Source organism: Butyrivibrio sp. AC2005 (assembly GCF_000424145.1).
Taxonomy (GTDB): Bacteria; Bacillota; Clostridia; order Lachnospirales; family Lachnospiraceae; genus Butyrivibrio.
Window position 1 is genome coordinate 218,310 of record NZ_AUJI01000009.1, and the last position, 18,504, is coordinate 236,813.

At 43.2% G+C, this 18,504-nt stretch carries 12 protein-coding genes and 1 other annotated feature; all 12 genes read left to right on the forward strand.

Translation table 11 applies throughout. The features are described 5' to 3' along the window. The first annotated feature begins 122 nt into the window (after positions 1-122). The 12 genes from G602_RS0100860 to rpoB all read left to right on the forward strand — a co-directional run bounded on the left by G602_RS0100860 (position 123) and on the right by rpoB (position 18,458). Positions 123-1,727, forward strand: coding sequence for a response regulator (locus tag G602_RS0100860; protein ID WP_044930715.1), 1,605 nt, complete (start codon positions 123-125; stop codon positions 1,725-1,727). Beyond that, positions 1,727-3,067 carry a sensor histidine kinase gene (locus G602_RS0100865; protein WP_044930716.1) on the forward strand — a complete coding sequence of 447 codons (1,341 nt, stop codon included), beginning with the start codon at positions 1,727-1,729 and terminating at the stop codon, positions 3,065-3,067. The genes G602_RS0100860 and G602_RS0100865 overlap by 1 nt, the downstream gene beginning before the upstream one ends. Positions 3,068-3,209: 142 nt before the next feature. Beyond that, complete coding sequence (locus G602_RS0100870) at positions 3,210-4,292, forward strand: ABC transporter substrate-binding protein (RefSeq protein WP_026657201.1); 1,083 nt, start codon at positions 3,210-3,212, stop codon at positions 4,290-4,292. A gap of 81 nt (positions 4,293-4,373) precedes the next feature. Then, positions 4,374-5,882: a sugar ABC transporter ATP-binding protein gene (locus tag G602_RS24705; protein ID WP_330368962.1), complete on the forward strand. Its 1,509-nt coding sequence runs from the start codon at positions 4,374-4,376 to the stop codon at positions 5,880-5,882. Between the two features lie 3 nt (positions 5,883-5,885). After that, positions 5,886-6,971: an ABC transporter permease gene (locus G602_RS0100880; protein ID WP_026657202.1), complete on the forward strand. Its 1,086-nt coding sequence runs from the start codon at positions 5,886-5,888 to the stop codon at positions 6,969-6,971. Then, positions 6,972-8,012: an ABC transporter permease subunit gene (locus G602_RS0100885; RefSeq protein ID WP_026657203.1), complete on the forward strand. Its 1,041-nt coding sequence runs from the start codon at positions 6,972-6,974 to the stop codon at positions 8,010-8,012. Positions 8,013-8,017: 5 nt separating this feature from the next. Further along, a complete protein-coding gene (locus G602_RS0100890) occupies positions 8,018-9,055 on the forward strand; it encodes an ABC transporter substrate-binding protein (RefSeq protein ID WP_026657204.1) in 1,038 nt (345 codons plus the stop codon). Positions 9,056-9,206: 151 nt separating this feature from the next. Further along, a complete protein-coding gene (gene secA / locus G602_RS0100895; RefSeq protein ID WP_026657206.1) occupies positions 9,207-11,777 on the forward strand; it encodes a preprotein translocase subunit SecA in 2,571 nt (856 codons plus the stop codon). A gap of 144 nt (positions 11,778-11,921) precedes the next feature. Next, positions 11,922-13,064, forward strand: a complete 1,143-nt coding sequence (prfB, locus tag G602_RS0100900) for a peptide chain release factor 2 (protein ID WP_026657207.1) — start codon at positions 11,922-11,924, stop codon at positions 13,062-13,064. A gap of 76 nt (positions 13,065-13,140) precedes the next feature. Next, positions 13,141-13,266 (forward strand) — a sequence feature (ribosomal protein L10 leader region). Positions 13,267-13,289: 23 nt separating this feature from the next. Next, a complete protein-coding gene (gene rplJ / locus G602_RS0100905; RefSeq protein ID WP_026657208.1) occupies positions 13,290-13,865 on the forward strand; it encodes a 50S ribosomal protein L10 in 576 nt (191 codons plus the stop codon). A gap of 50 nt (positions 13,866-13,915) precedes the next feature. Continuing rightward, positions 13,916-14,293 carry a 50S ribosomal protein L7/L12 gene (rplL, locus tag G602_RS0100910; protein ID WP_026657209.1) on the forward strand — a complete coding sequence of 126 codons (378 nt, stop codon included), beginning with the start codon at positions 13,916-13,918 and terminating at the stop codon, positions 14,291-14,293. Between the two features lie 307 nt (positions 14,294-14,600). Further along, positions 14,601-18,458 carry a DNA-directed RNA polymerase subunit beta gene (rpoB, locus tag G602_RS0100920; protein WP_026657210.1) on the forward strand — a complete coding sequence of 1,286 codons (3,858 nt, stop codon included), beginning with the start codon at positions 14,601-14,603 and terminating at the stop codon, positions 18,456-18,458. The last annotated feature ends 46 nt before the right edge of the window (positions 18,459-18,504 follow it).

Sequence of the window (18,504 nt, forward strand, 5' to 3'; positions counted from 1 at the left end):
TGCTCATAATGAGTAGGACAGAATATCGTACCCGGAGGGGTATTTTGTATTATCATAATAATATAAATATAGAATATAGCTCTTGGCAATCCGGACTATGGACTATACGAAATGGGGAATGTATGAAGGTATTTTTGGTTGAGGACGAATTTGTCGTTAGGGAAGGCATAAAGAATAATGTTGATTGGGAGGCACACGGCTATGAGTTTTGCGGGGAAGCCGGTGACGGTGAAGTCGCTTTTCCCATGATACAGAAGCTTCAGCCGGACATTGTTATTACGGATATAAAGATGCCGTTTATGGATGGTCTGACTCTTAGCAGGATGGTAAAGGAAAAGTTTCCGTGGATAGAGATCATTCTTCTTACAGGCTATGAGGATTTCCAGTTTGCACAGGAGGCCATAAGGATAGGTGTATCCTGCTATCTTTCAAAGCCCATAAGCGGTGATAATCTTTTAAAAGAAATCGATGCCCTTGCTGAAAAGACAAAAGAAAAAAGACGCGAGCGAGAGATAAAGAAGCGTTATGAAGAAGAAATGAAGGAACGCACTGAATACGAAAAGCATGAGCTTTTCAGTGACCTGATAGCCGGAACGAAGGGACTGTCTGAGCTTATCGAGAGTGCCAGAAAACTGTCCATTGATCTTGCTGCGATCAGATATAACGTGATTCTGATAAAGGTCTGGTCAACAAGACATGATGCCTATGAGTATTCACAGAGCGTTGTTGAAATAGAGAAGGGTGTGAGGGAGATTGCTGAAAAAACAGATGCAATTTTCTTTGACCTGGGAGTAGAGGGTGCTGCGCTTTTATTTAAAGGAGATGACGATGGCACCATAGAGAAAAATATTGAAGAAAGCATTTCAGAGATGAAGACGCTTTTTGATAACTATCATCACATCAGATATTTTGGTGGTGTGGGTCAGAGCGTCGGTAGAATTACAGATATTCCTGTTGCTTTCGGATGGGCGAGCAGAGCCTTTGCTCATATGTATTTAACAGAGGATAACGGATTTCTGGTGGGATCTGAGGAGAGACTTCATCCCGGAAAAGATGATGTTGTTTTGTCTGAAATTGATCCCAAGCACATAGACAGACGGCTTATCAAGGAATTCCTGAGACGCGGCGATGTATCGGAAACTGAATTTTTCGTAGAGGAGTTTATAAACGGAATGGGCAAAGGGGCCATCAGGTCAACGCTTCTTCGCCAGTATATAGCCATGGATATCTATTTTTGTGTGGCAGACTTCCTTGAAAACGAGCTGCATAAGGATGAAAAACCGGAGATTCCCACGGCAGAGGTTCTTGCAGATGAAGGCAGAACCATTCAGTATCTTGTGAGAATAGTCGGACAGGGAGCGGCTCTTAGAGAGGATGATTCCAAGGGGCATTACCGCGATGCTGTTAATGAGGTTATTTCCTATATAGAGGAGCACTATACCGAGGAGGATCTTTCTCTAAATACTTTGGCGGCGCATGTCAATTTTTCACCCAATCATCTCAGCGCTGTTTTCAGGCAGCAGACAGGGCAGCCTTTCATTAAGTATCTGACTGATTACAGAATGAATGCAGCTAAGGATCTGCTGAGCAGCACTTCCAAGAAGAGCAACGAGATTGGATTTTTGGTTGGATATAAGGATCCGCATTATTTTTCATATCTGTTTAAAAAGACTCAGGGAGTTACTCCTACGCAGTACAGAAGCGGCGGGCGCACGGAGGAAGGCTGATGGAAAATGAGCAGGTAAAAAGTAAAAGGTTCCGCAAAGGCCAGTCCAAGCTTGCAACACAGATACGTATATCTTACCTGATTCTGCTTTTGCCCAGTGTTGTTTTCATGGTATATGCTTTTTACAATCTTTGGAAGGTAAACGAGAGATACAATGAAATGCTGGCATCTGTTGTTAAGGCCAGTGAGTTCAGTCTGGATTTCAAGGAGGATTTTGATTACGAAACCTATCTCTTAATAGTGGGTAATGTGACGCTTGAAAAATCCAAGATCCCGGGATATCTTGCCGATGCCAGGAAGGTTGTGGACAGCCTTGAGGATTACACGGATGATGCAGGTAACAGGAAACGTCTTGAGAGTGCTGCCAAGTACCTTGATAATCTTGAGGTTTATATTCAGAGAATCGAAAACAACATGGAATATGATGACCGGTATGAGGATAACATAACCATCTGGGAAAATGATGTTCAGATAGTTACGTCCCTTATGCAGGAGACTATCAATGAATATGTTTATTATGAAAATAAGCAGCTTCAGACTGCGCAGCTTGAGACCAGAGCGTTTTATTTTGATATCGTAAAAATTTCAACCGGAATCTTTGCATTTATAGTTATCTTTGTCACGGTGCTCTCATTCTGGGGGCCACTGTGGATTACAAGGCCAATAGAAGAACTTGTAAAAAGTGAGCAGAAGCAGCTGCGAAAGGCTGAGTTTGAGCTGCTGCAGGCACAGATAAATCCGCACTTTTTATATAATACTCTGGATGCCATTGTGTGGTCTGCTGAAGCAGGAAATCAAAAGCAGGTTGTGAGTATGGTTGGAAGCCTTTCCGATTTTTTCAGAACCTCATTAAATAAAGGAAAAGAGATAGTTACTATCCGCGAGGAGCTACAGCATGTAAGAAGCTACCTGGAGATTCAGCAGATAAGATATCAGGATATCCTTACTTATGAGATTGATGTTCCTGAGGAAATATATAATTATACGATTCCTAAGATAACTGTGCAGCCTGTGGTGGAAAATGCGTTATATCACGGTATTAAGAATAAGAGAGGCGGAGGAAAGATAATCGTTACAGGAGGAGACCTGGGAGAGTATATTCAGATAACAGTTAAGGATGACGGCAGTGGAATGACGCCGGAGAGGCTGAATGAAATAAGAGAAAATCTTAAAAAGGAAAAGCCTGAGGATAATACTATCTACGGTTTATATAATATCAACGAGAGAATTAAACTATCGTTTGGCGATAATTATGGTGTTGGCATAGACTCCACAGAAGGTGGTGGAACCATTGTAAATATCCGACTTCCGAAAATCTTAACCGAAATCGTAAAAAAATGAACTTATTATAAAAATGTGTAAAAAAATCAACATTAATCCATTTTTTATTTAATGGTTTTTTACGCCGAAAAACTTAGAATAGTAGTTGTTAAGGGAATGGTCCCTTAATGACTACTTTTTTTAATTAGGAGGAAAAAAAGTTATGAAGAAGAAAGTATTGTCAATTCTGATGGCATCCACAATGGCACTTAGCCTTGTTGCTTGTGGCGGCGGCGCTAAGCAGGAAACTCCTGCAGAACCTGCAGCAACAGAAGAGAAGGCAGAAGAGCCTGCAGCGGAGGAGAAAACCGAAGAGACAACTACTGAGGAAACAGCTACAGAAGATACATCTGCAGCATCAGGCGACCTCATCAAAGTTGGTATCATTAACAACGATCCTAACGAGTCCGGTTATCGTACAGCTAACGATGCAGATTTAAAGGCAATGTTTACAGAAGCAAATGGCTATGATGCAAAATTTGCATACAGCTTAAAGAATGATGAGCAGATCACAGCAGCTCAGGGCTTTATCCAGGATGAAGTTGATTATCTTCTCCTTTCAGCAGCTGATACAGCAGGCTGGGATTCAGTTCTTCAGGATGCTCAGGCAGCAGGCGTAAAGGTTATCCTTTTCGACCGTACAATCGATGCAGATCCCAGTCTCTATGAGGCTTCAATCGTATCCGATATGGCTAAGGAAGGTGAGATGGCAGTTGAGTGGCTCGCAGGTCAGGGACTTGATGAGTACAACATCATCCACATCCAGGGTGTTATGGGTTCAGCAGCTCAGCAGGGCCGAAGCGGCGCACTTAGTGATAAGGTAGCAGCTGAGAGCACATGGAACCTTGTTACACAGCAGACAGCTGAGTGGAATGCAGAGAAAGCTCAGCAGATCGTTCAGTCAGTTATCGATGCAGGCACACCTTTCAATGTAATCTATGCAGAGAACGACGATATGGCTAAGGGTGCAGTTGCAGCTCTTGATGCAGCTGGTATCTCTCACGGTGTAGGCAAAGACGTAATCGTTATGGGTTATGACTGCAACAAGTGGGCACTTGAAGAGCTCCTTGCTCAGAACTGGAACTATGATGGACAGTGCAATCCTTTCCAGGCTAGCTACATTGATGAGATCATCAAGACTCTTGAGAGCGGCGGAACACTTTCAGAGAAGACCATCATCATGGATGAGAAGGGCTTCGATGCTGAGACAATTACTCAGGACGACGTTGATAAATATGGTATCTAATTATTAGAAAATGATTTTTAAGCGCGGTGCGGAATATCCGCATCGCGCTAACTTTTTGAAGGAAAGAGAGAGGTAAAGCCGGTGGAAGAAAACAGAGTGCTCGAGATGCGAGGCATATATAAATCCTTTCCGGGAGTAAAGGCGCTTCAAAATGTGGATTTTTCTCTGAATAAGGGTGAGATCCATGCACTTATGGGGGAAAACGGAGCCGGAAAGTCAACTCTTATAAAGGTTCTCACGGGAGTATATACAAAGGACAAGGGTACAATCACTCTTGACGGACAGGGAGAGGTTGCAATACATTCTCCGCAGGATGCACAGAAGTATGGTATCAGTACTGTTTATCAGGAAATCACACTGTGCCCGAACCTGACTGTGGCAGAGAACATGTTTATAGGACGTGGTGAAGGGAAGATAACAAACTGGAAAAAGATGAACGAGGATGCAGACAAAATTCTGCAGTCTCTTGAGATTCCTGCAAGGGCAAATCAGCAGCTTTCAAACTGTTCAATAGCTGTTCAGCAGATGGTCGCAATTGCCAGAGCTGTGGATATGGATTGTAAGGTTCTTATTCTTGATGAGCCTACATCATCACTTGATGAGCAGGAGGTTGAAAAGCTTTTTGGTTTCATGAGAGACCTTAAGGCAAGAGGAGTTGGTATTATTTTCGTTACACACTTCCTTGATCAGGTATATGAAGTTTGCGACAAGATAACTGTTCTCAGAGACGGTAAGCTGGTGGGAGAATATGAGATAAAAGATCTTCCCAGAGTACAGCTTGTTGCTAAGATGCTTGGTAAGGAGATGGATGACCTTTCTGATATCAAAGGGGAAGGCGGTGCATACGAAGGAGCTGATGCTGATGAGAGAGTATTTGAGGCATCGGGACTTCAGAGTAATGCCGGAATAAAACCTTTTGATTTTCATATTAAAAAGGGTGAGGTCAATGGATTCACCGGACTTCTCGGTTCGGGAAGAAGTGAGTGTGTCAGAGCTATTTACGGAGCTGACCGCATAATTGGCGGCACAGTAAAAATGCATGGTAAAGAAGTAAAGATAAGTAATCCGCTTGATGCCATGAAAAACGGAATAGCATATCTTCCTGAGAACAGAAGAGGAGACGGAATTATAGGAGACCTGTCTGTTAAGGAAAACATAATTCTTGCACTTCAGGTGCTTACAGGATTTTTCAAGCCCTTCAGTAAGGCGCAGGTCAATGCCTTTGCTGATGAGTATATAAAGAAGCTGAATATCAAAACCGCTTCAGCTGAAACACCAATAAAACAGCTTTCAGGTGGTAATCAGCAGAAGGTTATTCTTGCAAGATGGCTTTTGATGCATCCTGAATATCTGATTCTGGATGAACCTACAAGAGGTATTGATGTAGGAACAAAGGTTGATATTCAGAAGCTGGTTCTTGAACTTGCAAAGGATGGAATGAGTGTTACTTTCATCTCTTCAGAAACAGATGAGATGCTCAGAACCTGTTCAAGACTGGTAGTAATGAGAGACAGAAAGGTTGTAGGCGAACTCTCCGGAGAAGACCTTACACAGAATAAGATAATGAGTACGATCGCGGGGGATAAGTAAGATATGAGTAAAACAGCAAATAAAGATGAGAGCTTTTTTAAGAAGCTCGTAGGAAATCAGTTGTTTATTCCGATCCTGGCTATTCTTCTCCTGGCGGTAATAAACCTGATAAATGATCCTGGATTTTTCAAAATCACACTTGGAACAAATAATGCAGGTAATCCCGTGTTATCGGGATATCTTATAACGATTCTGGATTACGGCTCAGAGCTTGGTATTCTTGCTATCGGAATGACACTTGTAACAGCAGCTTCAGGCGGACAGGATATTTCAGTCGGAGCAACAATCGCTATCGCAGGTTCAGCAATGCTAAGAGTTTTGTGCGGTGGAACCTCAAGACCTACTGAGCTTGCAGCACCTATAATTGTTGCATTCCTTGTGGCATGTGTAGTCGGTATGATCTGTGGTGCGTTTAACGGAATGCTGGTTGCAGTATTTAAGATTCAGCCAATGATTGCAACACTGATTTTGTTTACGGCAGGACGTTCGATTGCTGCCTGGATTAACAACAATGAGTTGCCGATAGTACCGGATCCGAAGTTTGCATATTTCGGAAGCTTTATTCCGGGAATTCCGATTCCGACAACGGTGTTTATTGTTGCAGCATGCATAGTTGTGATAGCACTTGTCCTTAAGTTTACAAATCTTGGACTGTATACACAGGCAGTTGGTATCAATGAAGGTGCATCAAGACTTAACGGTATCAATCCTACTTTTATAAAGTTCCTTAGCTTTGTAATACTTGGACTTTGTGTTGCGGTTGCGGCTCTTATCAAGGTTAGCCGTCTTTCCACAATCAACTATTCGGTAATAGCCAAGGATATTGAGATGGATGCCATCCTTGCAGTAGCGCTTGGAGGAAATGCTCTTTCCGGCGGTAAGTTCAATATGTGGGCTTCAATCCTTGGTGCATATGTAATTCAGTTCCTTACAACAACACTTTACAAATTCAATGTTCAGTCGGATGCGCTTGCAGCATACAAGGCAATAGTTGTTATTGTTCTTGTTGTTTTCTCTGCACCGACAGTAAGAGATTATATGAAGCAGCTTGCCAAAAAGGTTGCACCTGCTAAAAAGGAGGTGGCCTGAATGAGTAATTCAAATGAAAAGAAAAGCATTTTTGGAAGGATGAACGACACATCGCTTCTCCTGACAATTACAGTAGTGATCTTTTTCCTTATGTATATCGGAGCTATTGTTTTTCAGGGTGGTGCTTTTACTAAACCTCAGATGTTTTTCAATATCTTAAATGCCAATGCGGCACTGATCATAACAGCCTGTGGAATGAGCGTGGTTATGATATCGGGCGGAATAGATATTTCAGTCGGCGGTGTGGTTGCACTTGTATCCATGTGCTGCGCTGTTTATCTTGACTATCATGATGGAAGCATAATCGGGTCAATTCTGATTGCACTTGGTATAGGTGTTTTATACGGTTTGGTTCAGGGCTTCCTTGTTGCATATCTTGATATACAGCCCTTCATCGTATCACTTGCAGGCATGTTCTTTGCAAGAGGTATGACAACAATCGTTAATACGGCTCCTTTCAACGTTGCTGATGAGGAGTTCACAGCACTTAAGCTTACGAGAATTATAATCCCGGGTATGGGAACTACCAATAAAAAAGGAATTTACGTTCCTGCATATGTTGAAATAGGAGTTATTGTTGCTCTTATCGTTGTTGCTGTTTTGTTCATTGTCCTTCGCTGGACAAAGCTTGGTCGCAGCTTCTATGCAGTTGGCGGTAATAAACAAAGCGCACTTATGCTTGGTATAAACGTAAAGAGAACAAAGTTCCTTTCTCACATGCTTTGCAGTGTTCTTGCAGGTATTGGCGGTTATGTATATTTCCTGCATGTAGGTTCCGGTTCAGCCAGCCATGCAATGGGTATGGAAATGAATGCTATCGCATCCTCTATCATCGGTGGAACAATGCTGACAGGTGGTGTTGGTAACATTATCGGAACACTTTTCGGAGTACTGTCACTTAGTACAATTCAGAATATAGTTTCATCAGCCGGTCTTGATCAGGCGTGGTGGACAGGAATTACAATTGCTGCTATGCTTTGTATATTCCTTCTGATCCAGAGCGTGGTAATGGCTCAGAAAAAGAAAGCTTTGAAGGCATGACAGATATGAGAAAAATTGCTGTAACAACAGCTGCACTGCTCCTGTTTTCGGCTATACTGGCCGGCTGCGGGAGCAGTCTGATTAAAGAAGAAAAAAATAGCGAAGCCGCGCAGAGCGACATTATTACGGTTGGTTTTTCACAACTGGGTGCAGAATCCGATTGGAGGAATACCAACACTGCATCCATGCAGGAAGCGCTCACGCCTGAGAACGGCTTCAATTTAGTATATAAAAACGGACAGCAGAAGCAGGCCAATCAAATTACTGCGGTCAGAATGTTTATTCAGCAGGAAGTGGATTATATAGTGCTTGCCCCTGCGACTGAGACCGGGTGGGAGTCAGTTCTCACTGAGGCCAGAGATGCCGATATTCCGGTAATTCTCGTGGACAGAAGAGTTGATGTTGCTGATAAAAGTCTGTACTCCTGTTGGGTTGGTTCTGATTTTGAGCTTGAGAGCAAGAAAATGACAGCCTGGCTTAAGGCTTTTACAGAGAGAAGAAACATATCGCCTGAGAATCTGCACATCGTCAATATTCAGGGAACGCCCGGCTCCACTGCCCAGATTGGAAGAACCAGGGGACTGGCCAATGCAGCCAGGGAGAATGGATGGGATCTCATGGCGGAAGTCAGTGGGGATTTTACTGAGAACAAGGGTAGAGAAGTTATGGCTGCACTTCTTAAGGGGTACGACAATATAAATGTTGTCTACTGCGAGAATGATAATATGGCAATAGGAGCCATAGATGCCCTTGAGAGCGCGGGAAAGCACATAGGGCAGAATATAATGAACGGAGATGTAATGGTGGTCTCTTTTGACGGAGTAAATGAGAAGTCAAGGGAGTATTGCAGGGAAGGAAAAATTTCCTGCATTGCAGAGTGCAATCCGCTTCACGGCCCCAGGGTGCAGGCGCTCATAGAAGCACTTGAAAATGGAGAGACGCCGGAAAAGTTCAACTATGTTGACGAGGGGCTTTTCAGCTCTGTAAGTTCCGTAAAAAAGGTTGTGGTCGACGGTACGGAATATACTATTCAGGAACCGTAGATAAAACATAGCTGTGCGTGATGTCATCAGGCTTGATAATATCCACGTTATTTGCTAGAATGTCACTTGTGATTTTGTCTTTATAAAATGGGAGGCGAATCTGCTTCCTGTTTTTTTATGGCATAAGAAATGTTTAATGGAGCGATAAAGAATGAGTATTATTGATAAGATCATCGGTACACACAGTGAGAGAGAGCTTAAGCGAATCCAGGGAACTGTTGATAAGATTGAGAGTCTTCAGCCTGAGATGAAAAAGCTCACTGATGAACAGCTTAAGGCAAAGACCGATGAGTTCAAGAAGAGACTTGAGAACGGAGATACACTTGATGATATTTTGCCTGAGGCTTATGCCACTGTCCGTGAGGCAGCAAGCAGAGTACTTGGGATGGAGCACTTCCGTGTTCAGCTTATCGGTGGTGTGATCCTCCATCAGGGCCGTATCGCAGAGATGCGTACCGGTGAAGGTAAGACACTGGTTGCGACTCTTCCTTCATACCTTGACGCACTTGCAGGCAAGGGTGTTCACGTGGTAACAGTCAATGATTACCTTGCTAAGCGTGACGCTGAGTGGATGGGTAAGGTTCATGAGTTCCTGGGTCTTACTGTTGGTGTTGTTCTCAACAGCATGACAAGTGAAGAGAGACAGGCAGCTTATAACTGTGACATCACTTATGTTACCAATAACGAACTCGGTTTTGATTATCTTCGTGATAACATGGCTATCTACAAGGAACAGTGCGTTCTTCGTGGACTCAACTATGCGATTATCGATGAGATAGACTCAATCCTTATCGACGAAGCCCGTACTCCTCTTATTATTTCCGGTCAGAGTGATAAGTCAACAAAGCTTTACGAGGCATGTGATATTCTTGCCAAGCAGATGACAAGAGGTGCTGACCAGGAGGAATTCTCCAAGATGGATGCCATCATGGGTATCGAACAGGAGGAGACCGGAGATTTCATAGTTAATGAAAAGGATAAGCTTGTTAACCTTACAGCACAGGGTGTGTCTAAGGTTGAGAACTTCTTCAGAATAGATAACCTTGCTGATCCTGAGAACCTTGAGATTCAGCACAACATTATCCTTGCTCTCAGAGCAAATAACCTTATGGCAAGAGATCACGACTATATCGTTAAGGATGATGAGGTTCTTATCGTCGACGAATTTACAGGTCGTGTAATGCCGGGTCGTCGCTATTCAGACGGTCTTCACCAGGCTATCGAGGCTAAGGAACATGTAAAGGTTAAGAGAGAGTCCAAGACACTTGCTACAATCACTTTCCAGAACTTTTTCAATAAGTTCGAGAAAAAGTGTGGTATGACAGGTACAGCTCTTACAGAGGAGCGAGAGTTCCGCGACATTTACGGAATGGACGTTATTGAGATTCCTACCAACAAACCTGTAATTCGTAAGGATCTTCAGGATGCGGTTTATAAGACTAAGAAGGAAAAGCTCAATGCTGTTGCTGATGCAGTTCAGGCAGCACATGAAAAAGGTCAGCCTGTACTTGTAGGTACAATTACAATTGAGTCCTCAGAAGAAGTAAGTAAGCTTCTTAAGAAAAGAGGAATTCCTCATAACGTACTTAATGCCAAGTTCCATGAGATGGAAGCGCAGATTGTCGCTGAGGCAGGAAAGCATGGCGCGGTTACAATCGCAACCAACATGGCGGGTCGTGGTACCGATATTAAGCTTGATGACGAGGCTGTAGCAGCCGGCGGTCTTAAGATTGTCGGAACAGAGCGTCACGAGAGTAGACGTATAGATAATCAGCTACGTGGACGTTCAGGACGTCAGGGAGATCCCGGTGAATCTAAGTTCTATCTTTCACTTGAGGATAACCTCCTTAGACTTTTTGGATCAGAGAGACTGATTACAATGTTTAATTCCCTTGGAATTCCGGAAGGACAGGAGATTGAACATAAGGCTCTTTCAAAGGCTATTGAGTCAGCTCAGAAGAAGATTGAGGATAACAACTATGGTATCCGTAAGAACCTTCTTGAGTATGACCAGGTTAATAATGAGCAGAGAGAAATCATCTATGATGAGCGTAGACGCGTTCTGAACGGTGATAGCATGCGCGATACTGTTTACAAGATGATTACGGATATCGTTGAAGAGTCTGTACAGACTGTAGTAGGTGAGGTTACTGATTCAGATGAGTGGGATCTTGGCGAACTTAACGAGCTTCTGCTTCCCATTATTCCTCTTAAGAAGATAAATCGTGGACGTATCACCAAGCTCACTAAGAACGGACTTATGCAGCAGCTTAAGGAAGAAGCTGTTAAGCTTTATGAGGAGAAGGAAGCTGAGTTCCCGGAACCTGAAACAATCCGTGAGATTGAGCGTGTAATTCTTCTCAAGGTTATTGACAGAAAGTGGATGGATCACATCGATGACATGGATCAGCTCCGTCAGGGTATAGGTCTTCAGGCATTTGCCCAGAGAGATCCTAAGATCGAGTATAAGCTTGCCGGCTTTGAGATGTTTGATGAGATGACCCGCAACATCAAGGAAGATACCGTAAGACTTCTGTTCCATGTTCATATCGAAGAAAAGGTTGAGCGTGAACAGGTTGCAAAGGTTACCGGAACAAATAAGGATGACAGTGCTGCCAAGGAGCCTGTAAAGCGTATGGAAGCAAAGGTTTATCCCAATGATCCCTGCCCTTGCGGAAGCGGTAAAAAATATAAGAACTGCCATGGCAGAGCACAGGGTTGACAGAATGTGTATAATAAAACTGCTTGCTTGGTAGTAACATAAAGCCTTCCCCTATTAGGGGAAGGTGGCTGCAAAGCAGTCGGATGAGGTTGTTCTTGGATAATACAAATATTATTCCAAGCTTTTTTTATGGAAGGAACAGATATGGTAATACTTGATCAGATGAAGGTTGAGCTTTCTAATCTCAGAGGTACTCTTGATGAGGTGACTGCCTCTCTTGACCTTGATTCTAAGAAGAAAATGATTGAAGAGTTGTCCCGTGAGATGGAAGAGCCTACTTTCTGGGATGACGCTGACAAAGCCAATAAGAAGACAAGAAATCTTAAGAACATGCAGGACCTTGTTGAAGAGATAGAAGGTCTTCACAAACAGTACGACGATATGATGGATCTCATCGACCTTCAGAATGAAGAGGGCGTTGATGATGACGATATGGCAGCAGAGATCAGGTCAGAGCTTGATCAGTTTGAAGAAACTCTTGAGAAAATCCGTATCAGTAATCTTTTGAACGGACCTTATGACAAATATGATGTAATCCTCAGACTTAATGCGGGCGCAGGTGGAACAGAGGCTTGCGACTGGGCGTCAATGCTCTACAGAATGTATACCAGATGGGCAGAGAGAAAGGGCTTCTCAACAGAAGTTCTTGACTATCTCGACGGTGATGAAGCCGGAATTAAGTCCGTTACATTCCAGATTTCAGGAACAAATGCTTACGGACTTCTTAAGTCAGAGCACGGGGTTCACAGACTTGTTCGTATCAGTCCGTTCAATGCACAGGCTAAGAGACAGACTTCGTTTGTTTCCTGCGATATCATGCCTGATATTGAGGAAGATATAGATATCGACATTAATCCTGATGATCTCAGAATTGATACATATCGCTCAAGTGGTGCGGGTGGACAGCATATTAATAAGACATCATCTGCTGTACGTATCACACATATTCCTACAGGTGTTGTAGTTGCTTGTCAGAATGAGCGTTCTCAGTTCCAGAACAAGGACAAGGCTATGCAGATGCTGAAGGCAAAGCTCTTCATTATGAAACAGGAAGAGCAGGCAGCGAAGCTTGCAGGCATTAGAGGTGAGGTAATGGATAACGCATGGGGAAGTCAGATTCGCTCCTATGTTCTTCAGCCTTACACAATGGTTAATGATACTCGAACAGGTTTCAAGGCTTCTAATGCTGACGGAGTTCTTGATGGAGATCTTGATCCGTTTATCAATGCTTATCTTAAGTGGCTTGCTACCGGTGGAAAGCCTGTTGGCGATTCTGAAGAGGAATAATAAATTAATTATTTCTGTAAGAATAAATAAATTATAAAAACATGTTGACACATATAAAAAAATGTGATAACTTATCAAAGGTCGTTATGACCAGCCGAAGACAGTAGGTGTCATTTGATGACGTAAGCTTAGCGCCTACCGAGGAAAAGTTTTGATAAGACTTTTATGCCTCTCGTCTTCGAGAGGCTTTTTCTTTGGCGGTAAATTCTATAAGGAGGTAAAAAGATGGCAAAGGTTGAATTAAAACAGCCCATAGTAAAAGAGATTTCTGATAAGATTCAGAACGCTCAGGCACTTGTACTTGTAGATCACCGTGGTTTAACTGTTGCTGAGGACACAGAACTTCGTAGAAAGCTTCGTGCAGAGAACGTCAGCTACAAAGTTTACAAGAATACGATGATGAACTTCGCATTCAAGGGTACAGATTTTGAGCAGCTTGCTGATCTTCTTAACGGACCTAGCGCACTCGCTATTTCTGAGACAGATCCTGCAGCTCCTGCACGTGTACTCTACGACTTCGCAAAGAAGGCGAAGGCACTTGAGATCAAAGGTGGTGTGATCGAGGGCAAGCTGTATGATGCAGAGGCACTCAAGGAGATCGCAAACATCCTTCCCAAGGATCAGTTGCTTTCCAAGTTGCTTGGTTCTATGCAGTCACCTATCACAAACTTCGCTCGTGTCATTAAACAGATCGCTGAGAAGAAGGCAGAGGGTGGCGAGGCAGCTCCCGCAGAGGAAGCTCCTGCAGCAGAGACAGCTGAAGCTCCTGCTGAAGAGGCAGCAGCTACAACAGCTGAGTAATTACAAATTTTTATTGAAAACAAACTTATTTTTAATGGAGGTAAATAATAATGGCAAAGTTATCTACAGCAGAGATTATCGATGCAATCAAAGAGTTATCAGTTCTTGAGCTTAACGATCTTGTTAAGGCTTGTGAGGAAGAGTTCGGCGTATCAGCAGCAGCAGGTGTTGTTGTAGCAGCAGCAGGCGGCGCAGCAGCAGGTGCTGAGGAAGAGAAGACTGAGTTCAACGTAGAGCTTACAGAAGTTGGTCCTAACAAGGTTAAGGTTATCAAGGTTGTTCGTGAGATTACAGGTCTTGGACTTAAGGAAGCAAAGGATCTCGTAGACAATGCTCCTAAGATGATCAAGGAAGGCGCTTCTAAGGAAGAGGCTGATGACATCAAGACTAAGGTTGAGGCTGAGGGCGCTAAGGTTACTCTTAAGTAATCTTGTCTACTTCAAAGTCAAGCACGTAAATAATAAGAAAGTCATGCGCAAGTTTACTTGCAAGCATGGCTTTCTTTTTGTTTGCGTATTTTACGCGAACCATTCTGAATCTGCTTGACTTTGAATCAGGAAAAGAATCATTTTACAAAAATCAATACTTGACTTTTGTAAAAAATGTGCTTGACGACAAAAAATGTTTATAGTAGAATGGATGATGCACTATTGTGGAGTGGTAGGCGCTTTGCGCACTTTTTTAGAGTTCGCCAGCCTGTCTACTAAATAAAAAATAAGAACGGGGTGAATGTCAATGGAAAAAAACAGATTGCATCCTAGTGGTACTGGTAAAAATGTACGTATGAGTTTCCAGCGCCAGAAGGAAGTCCTGGAGATGCCGAACCTGATTGAAGTTCAGAAGAACTCCTATCAGTGGTTTCTTGACGAGGGTCTTAAAGAGGTCTTTAACGATATCTCTCCTATTGAGGATTACAGCGGTAAGCTGAGTCTTGAGTTTGTTGATTTCAAACTTTGCGAAGATGAGATTGACAAGAACAAGAACACAATCGAGAAATGTAAAGAGAGAGATGCTACCTTCGCGGCACCGCTTAAGGTTATGGTTCGCCTTAATAATAAAGAGAGCGGAGAGATAGCTGAGCATGAAATTTTCATGGGTGATCTTCCTCTTATGACTGCAACCGGAACATTTGTAATCAACGGAGCAGAGCGTGTTATTGTCAGCCAGTTGGTTCGTTCCCCCGGTATTTATTATGATATAACTCGTGATAAGATCGGTAAGAAGCTGATTGCATGTACCGTTATTCCTAATCGTGGTGCATGGCTCGAGTATGAGACTGATTCCTATGATGTATTTTATGTAAGAGTAGACAGAACCAGAAAGGTTCCGGTTACTGTTCTTATTCGTGCACTCGGAATTGGCTCTAATGAAGAGATTGTTGACCTGTTTGGTGATGAGCCTAAGATCCAGGCAAGCTTTACTAAGGATCCTTCAACTGATTACCAGAGTGGTCTTCTTGAATTGTATAAAAAGATTCGTCCCGGTGAACCTCTCAGTGTAGAAAGTGCAGAGAGTCTTATTAATGCTATGTTCTTTGATGCAAGAAGATATGATCTTGCTAAGGTTGGACGCTATAAGTTCAATAAGAAGCTTCATTTTAAGAACAGAATTAATAAGCAGATTCTTGCAGAGGATGTAATTGACGAGAATACAGGTGAAATGATCGCAGCTGCTGGTACAAAGGTAGACCGTGCACTTGCTACTGAGATTCAGAATGCAGGTATTCCTTATGTTCTTGTTCAGGGTGAGGAGCGTAATATTAAGGTCCTTTCCAATATGATGGTTGATATTACAAGCTTCATAGATTGCAATCCTGAAGAGCTGGGAATTACTGAGGATGTTTATTATCCTGCACTCAGAGATATTCTTACTGAGAACGCTGACAAGGATCCTGAGAGCCTTGCTGATGTTATCAGAAAGAATGTTAATGAACTTATTCCTAAACATATTACTAAGGAAGATATTCTTGCTTCCATTAACTATAATATGCATCTTGAGTATGGCGTCGGACATGATGATGATATCGATCACCTTGGTAATCGTCGTATCCGTTGCGTGGGCGAGCTCTTACAGAACCAGTACAGAATTGGTCTTTCCAGACTTGAGAGAGTTGTTCGTGAGAGAATGACTACACATGACGCTGATGAGATTTCTGCACAGAGTCTTATCAACATTAAGCCTGTACAGGCTGCAGTTAAGGAGTTCTTCGGATCTTCACAGCTGTCACAGTTCATGGATCAGAATAACCCTCTTGGTGAGCTTACTCATAAGCGTCGTCTTTCCGCACTTGGTCCCGGTGGTCTTTCCCGAGACAGAGCCGGATTCGAGGTTCGAGACGTACACTATACTCACTATGGACGTATGTGTCCTATCGAAACACCTGAAGGTCCTAACATCGGTCTGATTAACTCACTCGCAAGCTATGCGAGAGTTAATCAGTATGGTTTCGTAGAGGCTCCTTATCGTAAGGTTGACCGTACAGATCCTAAAAATCCTCGCGTTACAGATGAGGTTGAGTATCTGACAGCGGATGAAGAAGATAATTACCATGTAGCTCAGGCTAACACACCTCTTGATGAGAACGGCTATTTCAAGAAGAATAATGCTTCCGGTCGTTACAGAGAGGAGACTTCCGAGTATCCGAAGACAATGTTCGAGTACATGGACGTATCACCGAGAATGGTATTCTCAGTTGCTACAGCACTTATTCCTTTCCTTGAGAATGACGATGCTAACCGTGCTCTTATGGGATCAAACATGCAGCGTCAGGCAGTGCCGCTTCTTACAACAGAAGCTCCTGCAGTAGGAACAGGTATGGAACGTAAGGCAGCTGTTGACTCAGGTGTTTGTGTTGTTGCCAAGAAGGATGGTGTTATTGATTTTGTAGATAGCAAACTTATCCAGATGACATATGATGATGGTGAGAAGGAAGAGTATCACCTCATTAAGTTCCAGAGAAGTAACCAGAGTAACTGTTATAACCAGAGACCTATCGTATTTAAGGGCGATCACGTAAAAGCCGGCGATGTTATTGCTGACGGTCCTTCAACTTACATGGGTGAGCTTGGTCTTGGTAAGAACCCTCTTATCGGATTCATGACATGGGAAGGTTATAACTACGAGGATGCGGTTCTTCTCAGTGAGAGACTTGTACGTGACGATGTATTCACTTCCATTCATATTGAGGAATATGAGGCAGAGGCACGTGAGACAAAGCTCGGACCTGAAGAGATTACAAGAGACGTTCCCGGTGTCGGTGACGAAGCACTTAAGGATCTTGACGACCGCGGAATTATTCGTATAGGTGCTGAGGTTCGTGCGGGTGATATCCTTGTTGGTAAGGTTACTCCTAAGGGAGAAACAGAGCTTACTGCTGAAGAGAGACTTCTTCGTGCTATTTTTGGAGAAAAGGCTCGTGAAGTTCGTGATACATCACTTAAGGTTCCTCATGGTGAGTATGGTATCGTAGTTGATGCCAAGGTATTCACAAGAGAGAATGGCGATGAGCTTAGCCCCGGTGTTAACCAGGCAGTTCGTATTTACATTGCACAGAAGAGAAAGATTTCAGTCGGCGATAAGATGGCTGGTCGTCATGGTAACAAGGGTGTCGTATCCCGTGTACTTCCTATAGAGGATATGCCTTACCTGCCTAACGGTCGTCCGCTCGATATCGTGCTTAATCCTTTGGGCGTGCCTTCTCGTATGAATATCGGACAGGTCCTTGAGATTCACCTTTCACTTGCTGCTAAGGCTCTTGGATTTAACATTGCTACACCTATTTTTGATGGTGCCAACGAGAAAGATATTCAGGCTACTCTTACCATGGCTAATGATTATGTAAACAGCACTTGGGAAGAGTTTGAAGAGAAATATAAAGATAGTGTAGATCCTGAAATCATGAAGTATCTGTATGATAACAGAGATCACAGAGAGCTTTGGAAGGGTGTTCCGATCCATACTGATGGTAAGGTTCAGCTTAGAGATGGTCGTACGGGTATTCCGTTCGATTCACCGACAACTATCGGACACATGCATTACCTTAAGCTCCATCACCTTGTTGATGATAAGATCCATGCTCGTTCAACCGGTCCTTACTCATTGGTTACACAGCAGCCTCTTGGTGGTAAGGCACAGTTCGGTGGACAGCGTTTCGGAGAGATGGAAGTTTGGGCTCTTGAGGCTTATGGTGCAGCTTACACACTGCAGGAGATTCTGACTGTTAAGTCTGATGATGTTGTAGGACGTGTTAAGACATATGAAGCAATTATCAAGGGCGATAATATCCCTGAACCCGGAGTACCGGAATCCTTCAAGGTTCTTCTGAAGGAGCTCCAGTCACTTGGATTGGATGTACGTGTGCTTCGTGAGGATAACACCGAAGTAGAGATCATGGAGTCGGTTGATTACAGTGATTCTGACTACCGCTATGAAATTGAAGGTGAGGTAAATCGCGACTATGATCGTGAGAATCTCGCAGAGAACGGCTATCAGACACAGGCTTTCGATGAAGATGGCGAACTTGTGACTGAGGATGACGATGCAGCTATAGAAGAAGAGTTTGATGCTGCAGATGGTCTTGATGACAACTTTTAATCAAATTTGAATTACTTAGTAATTCAAATTACGATTAAAAATTATT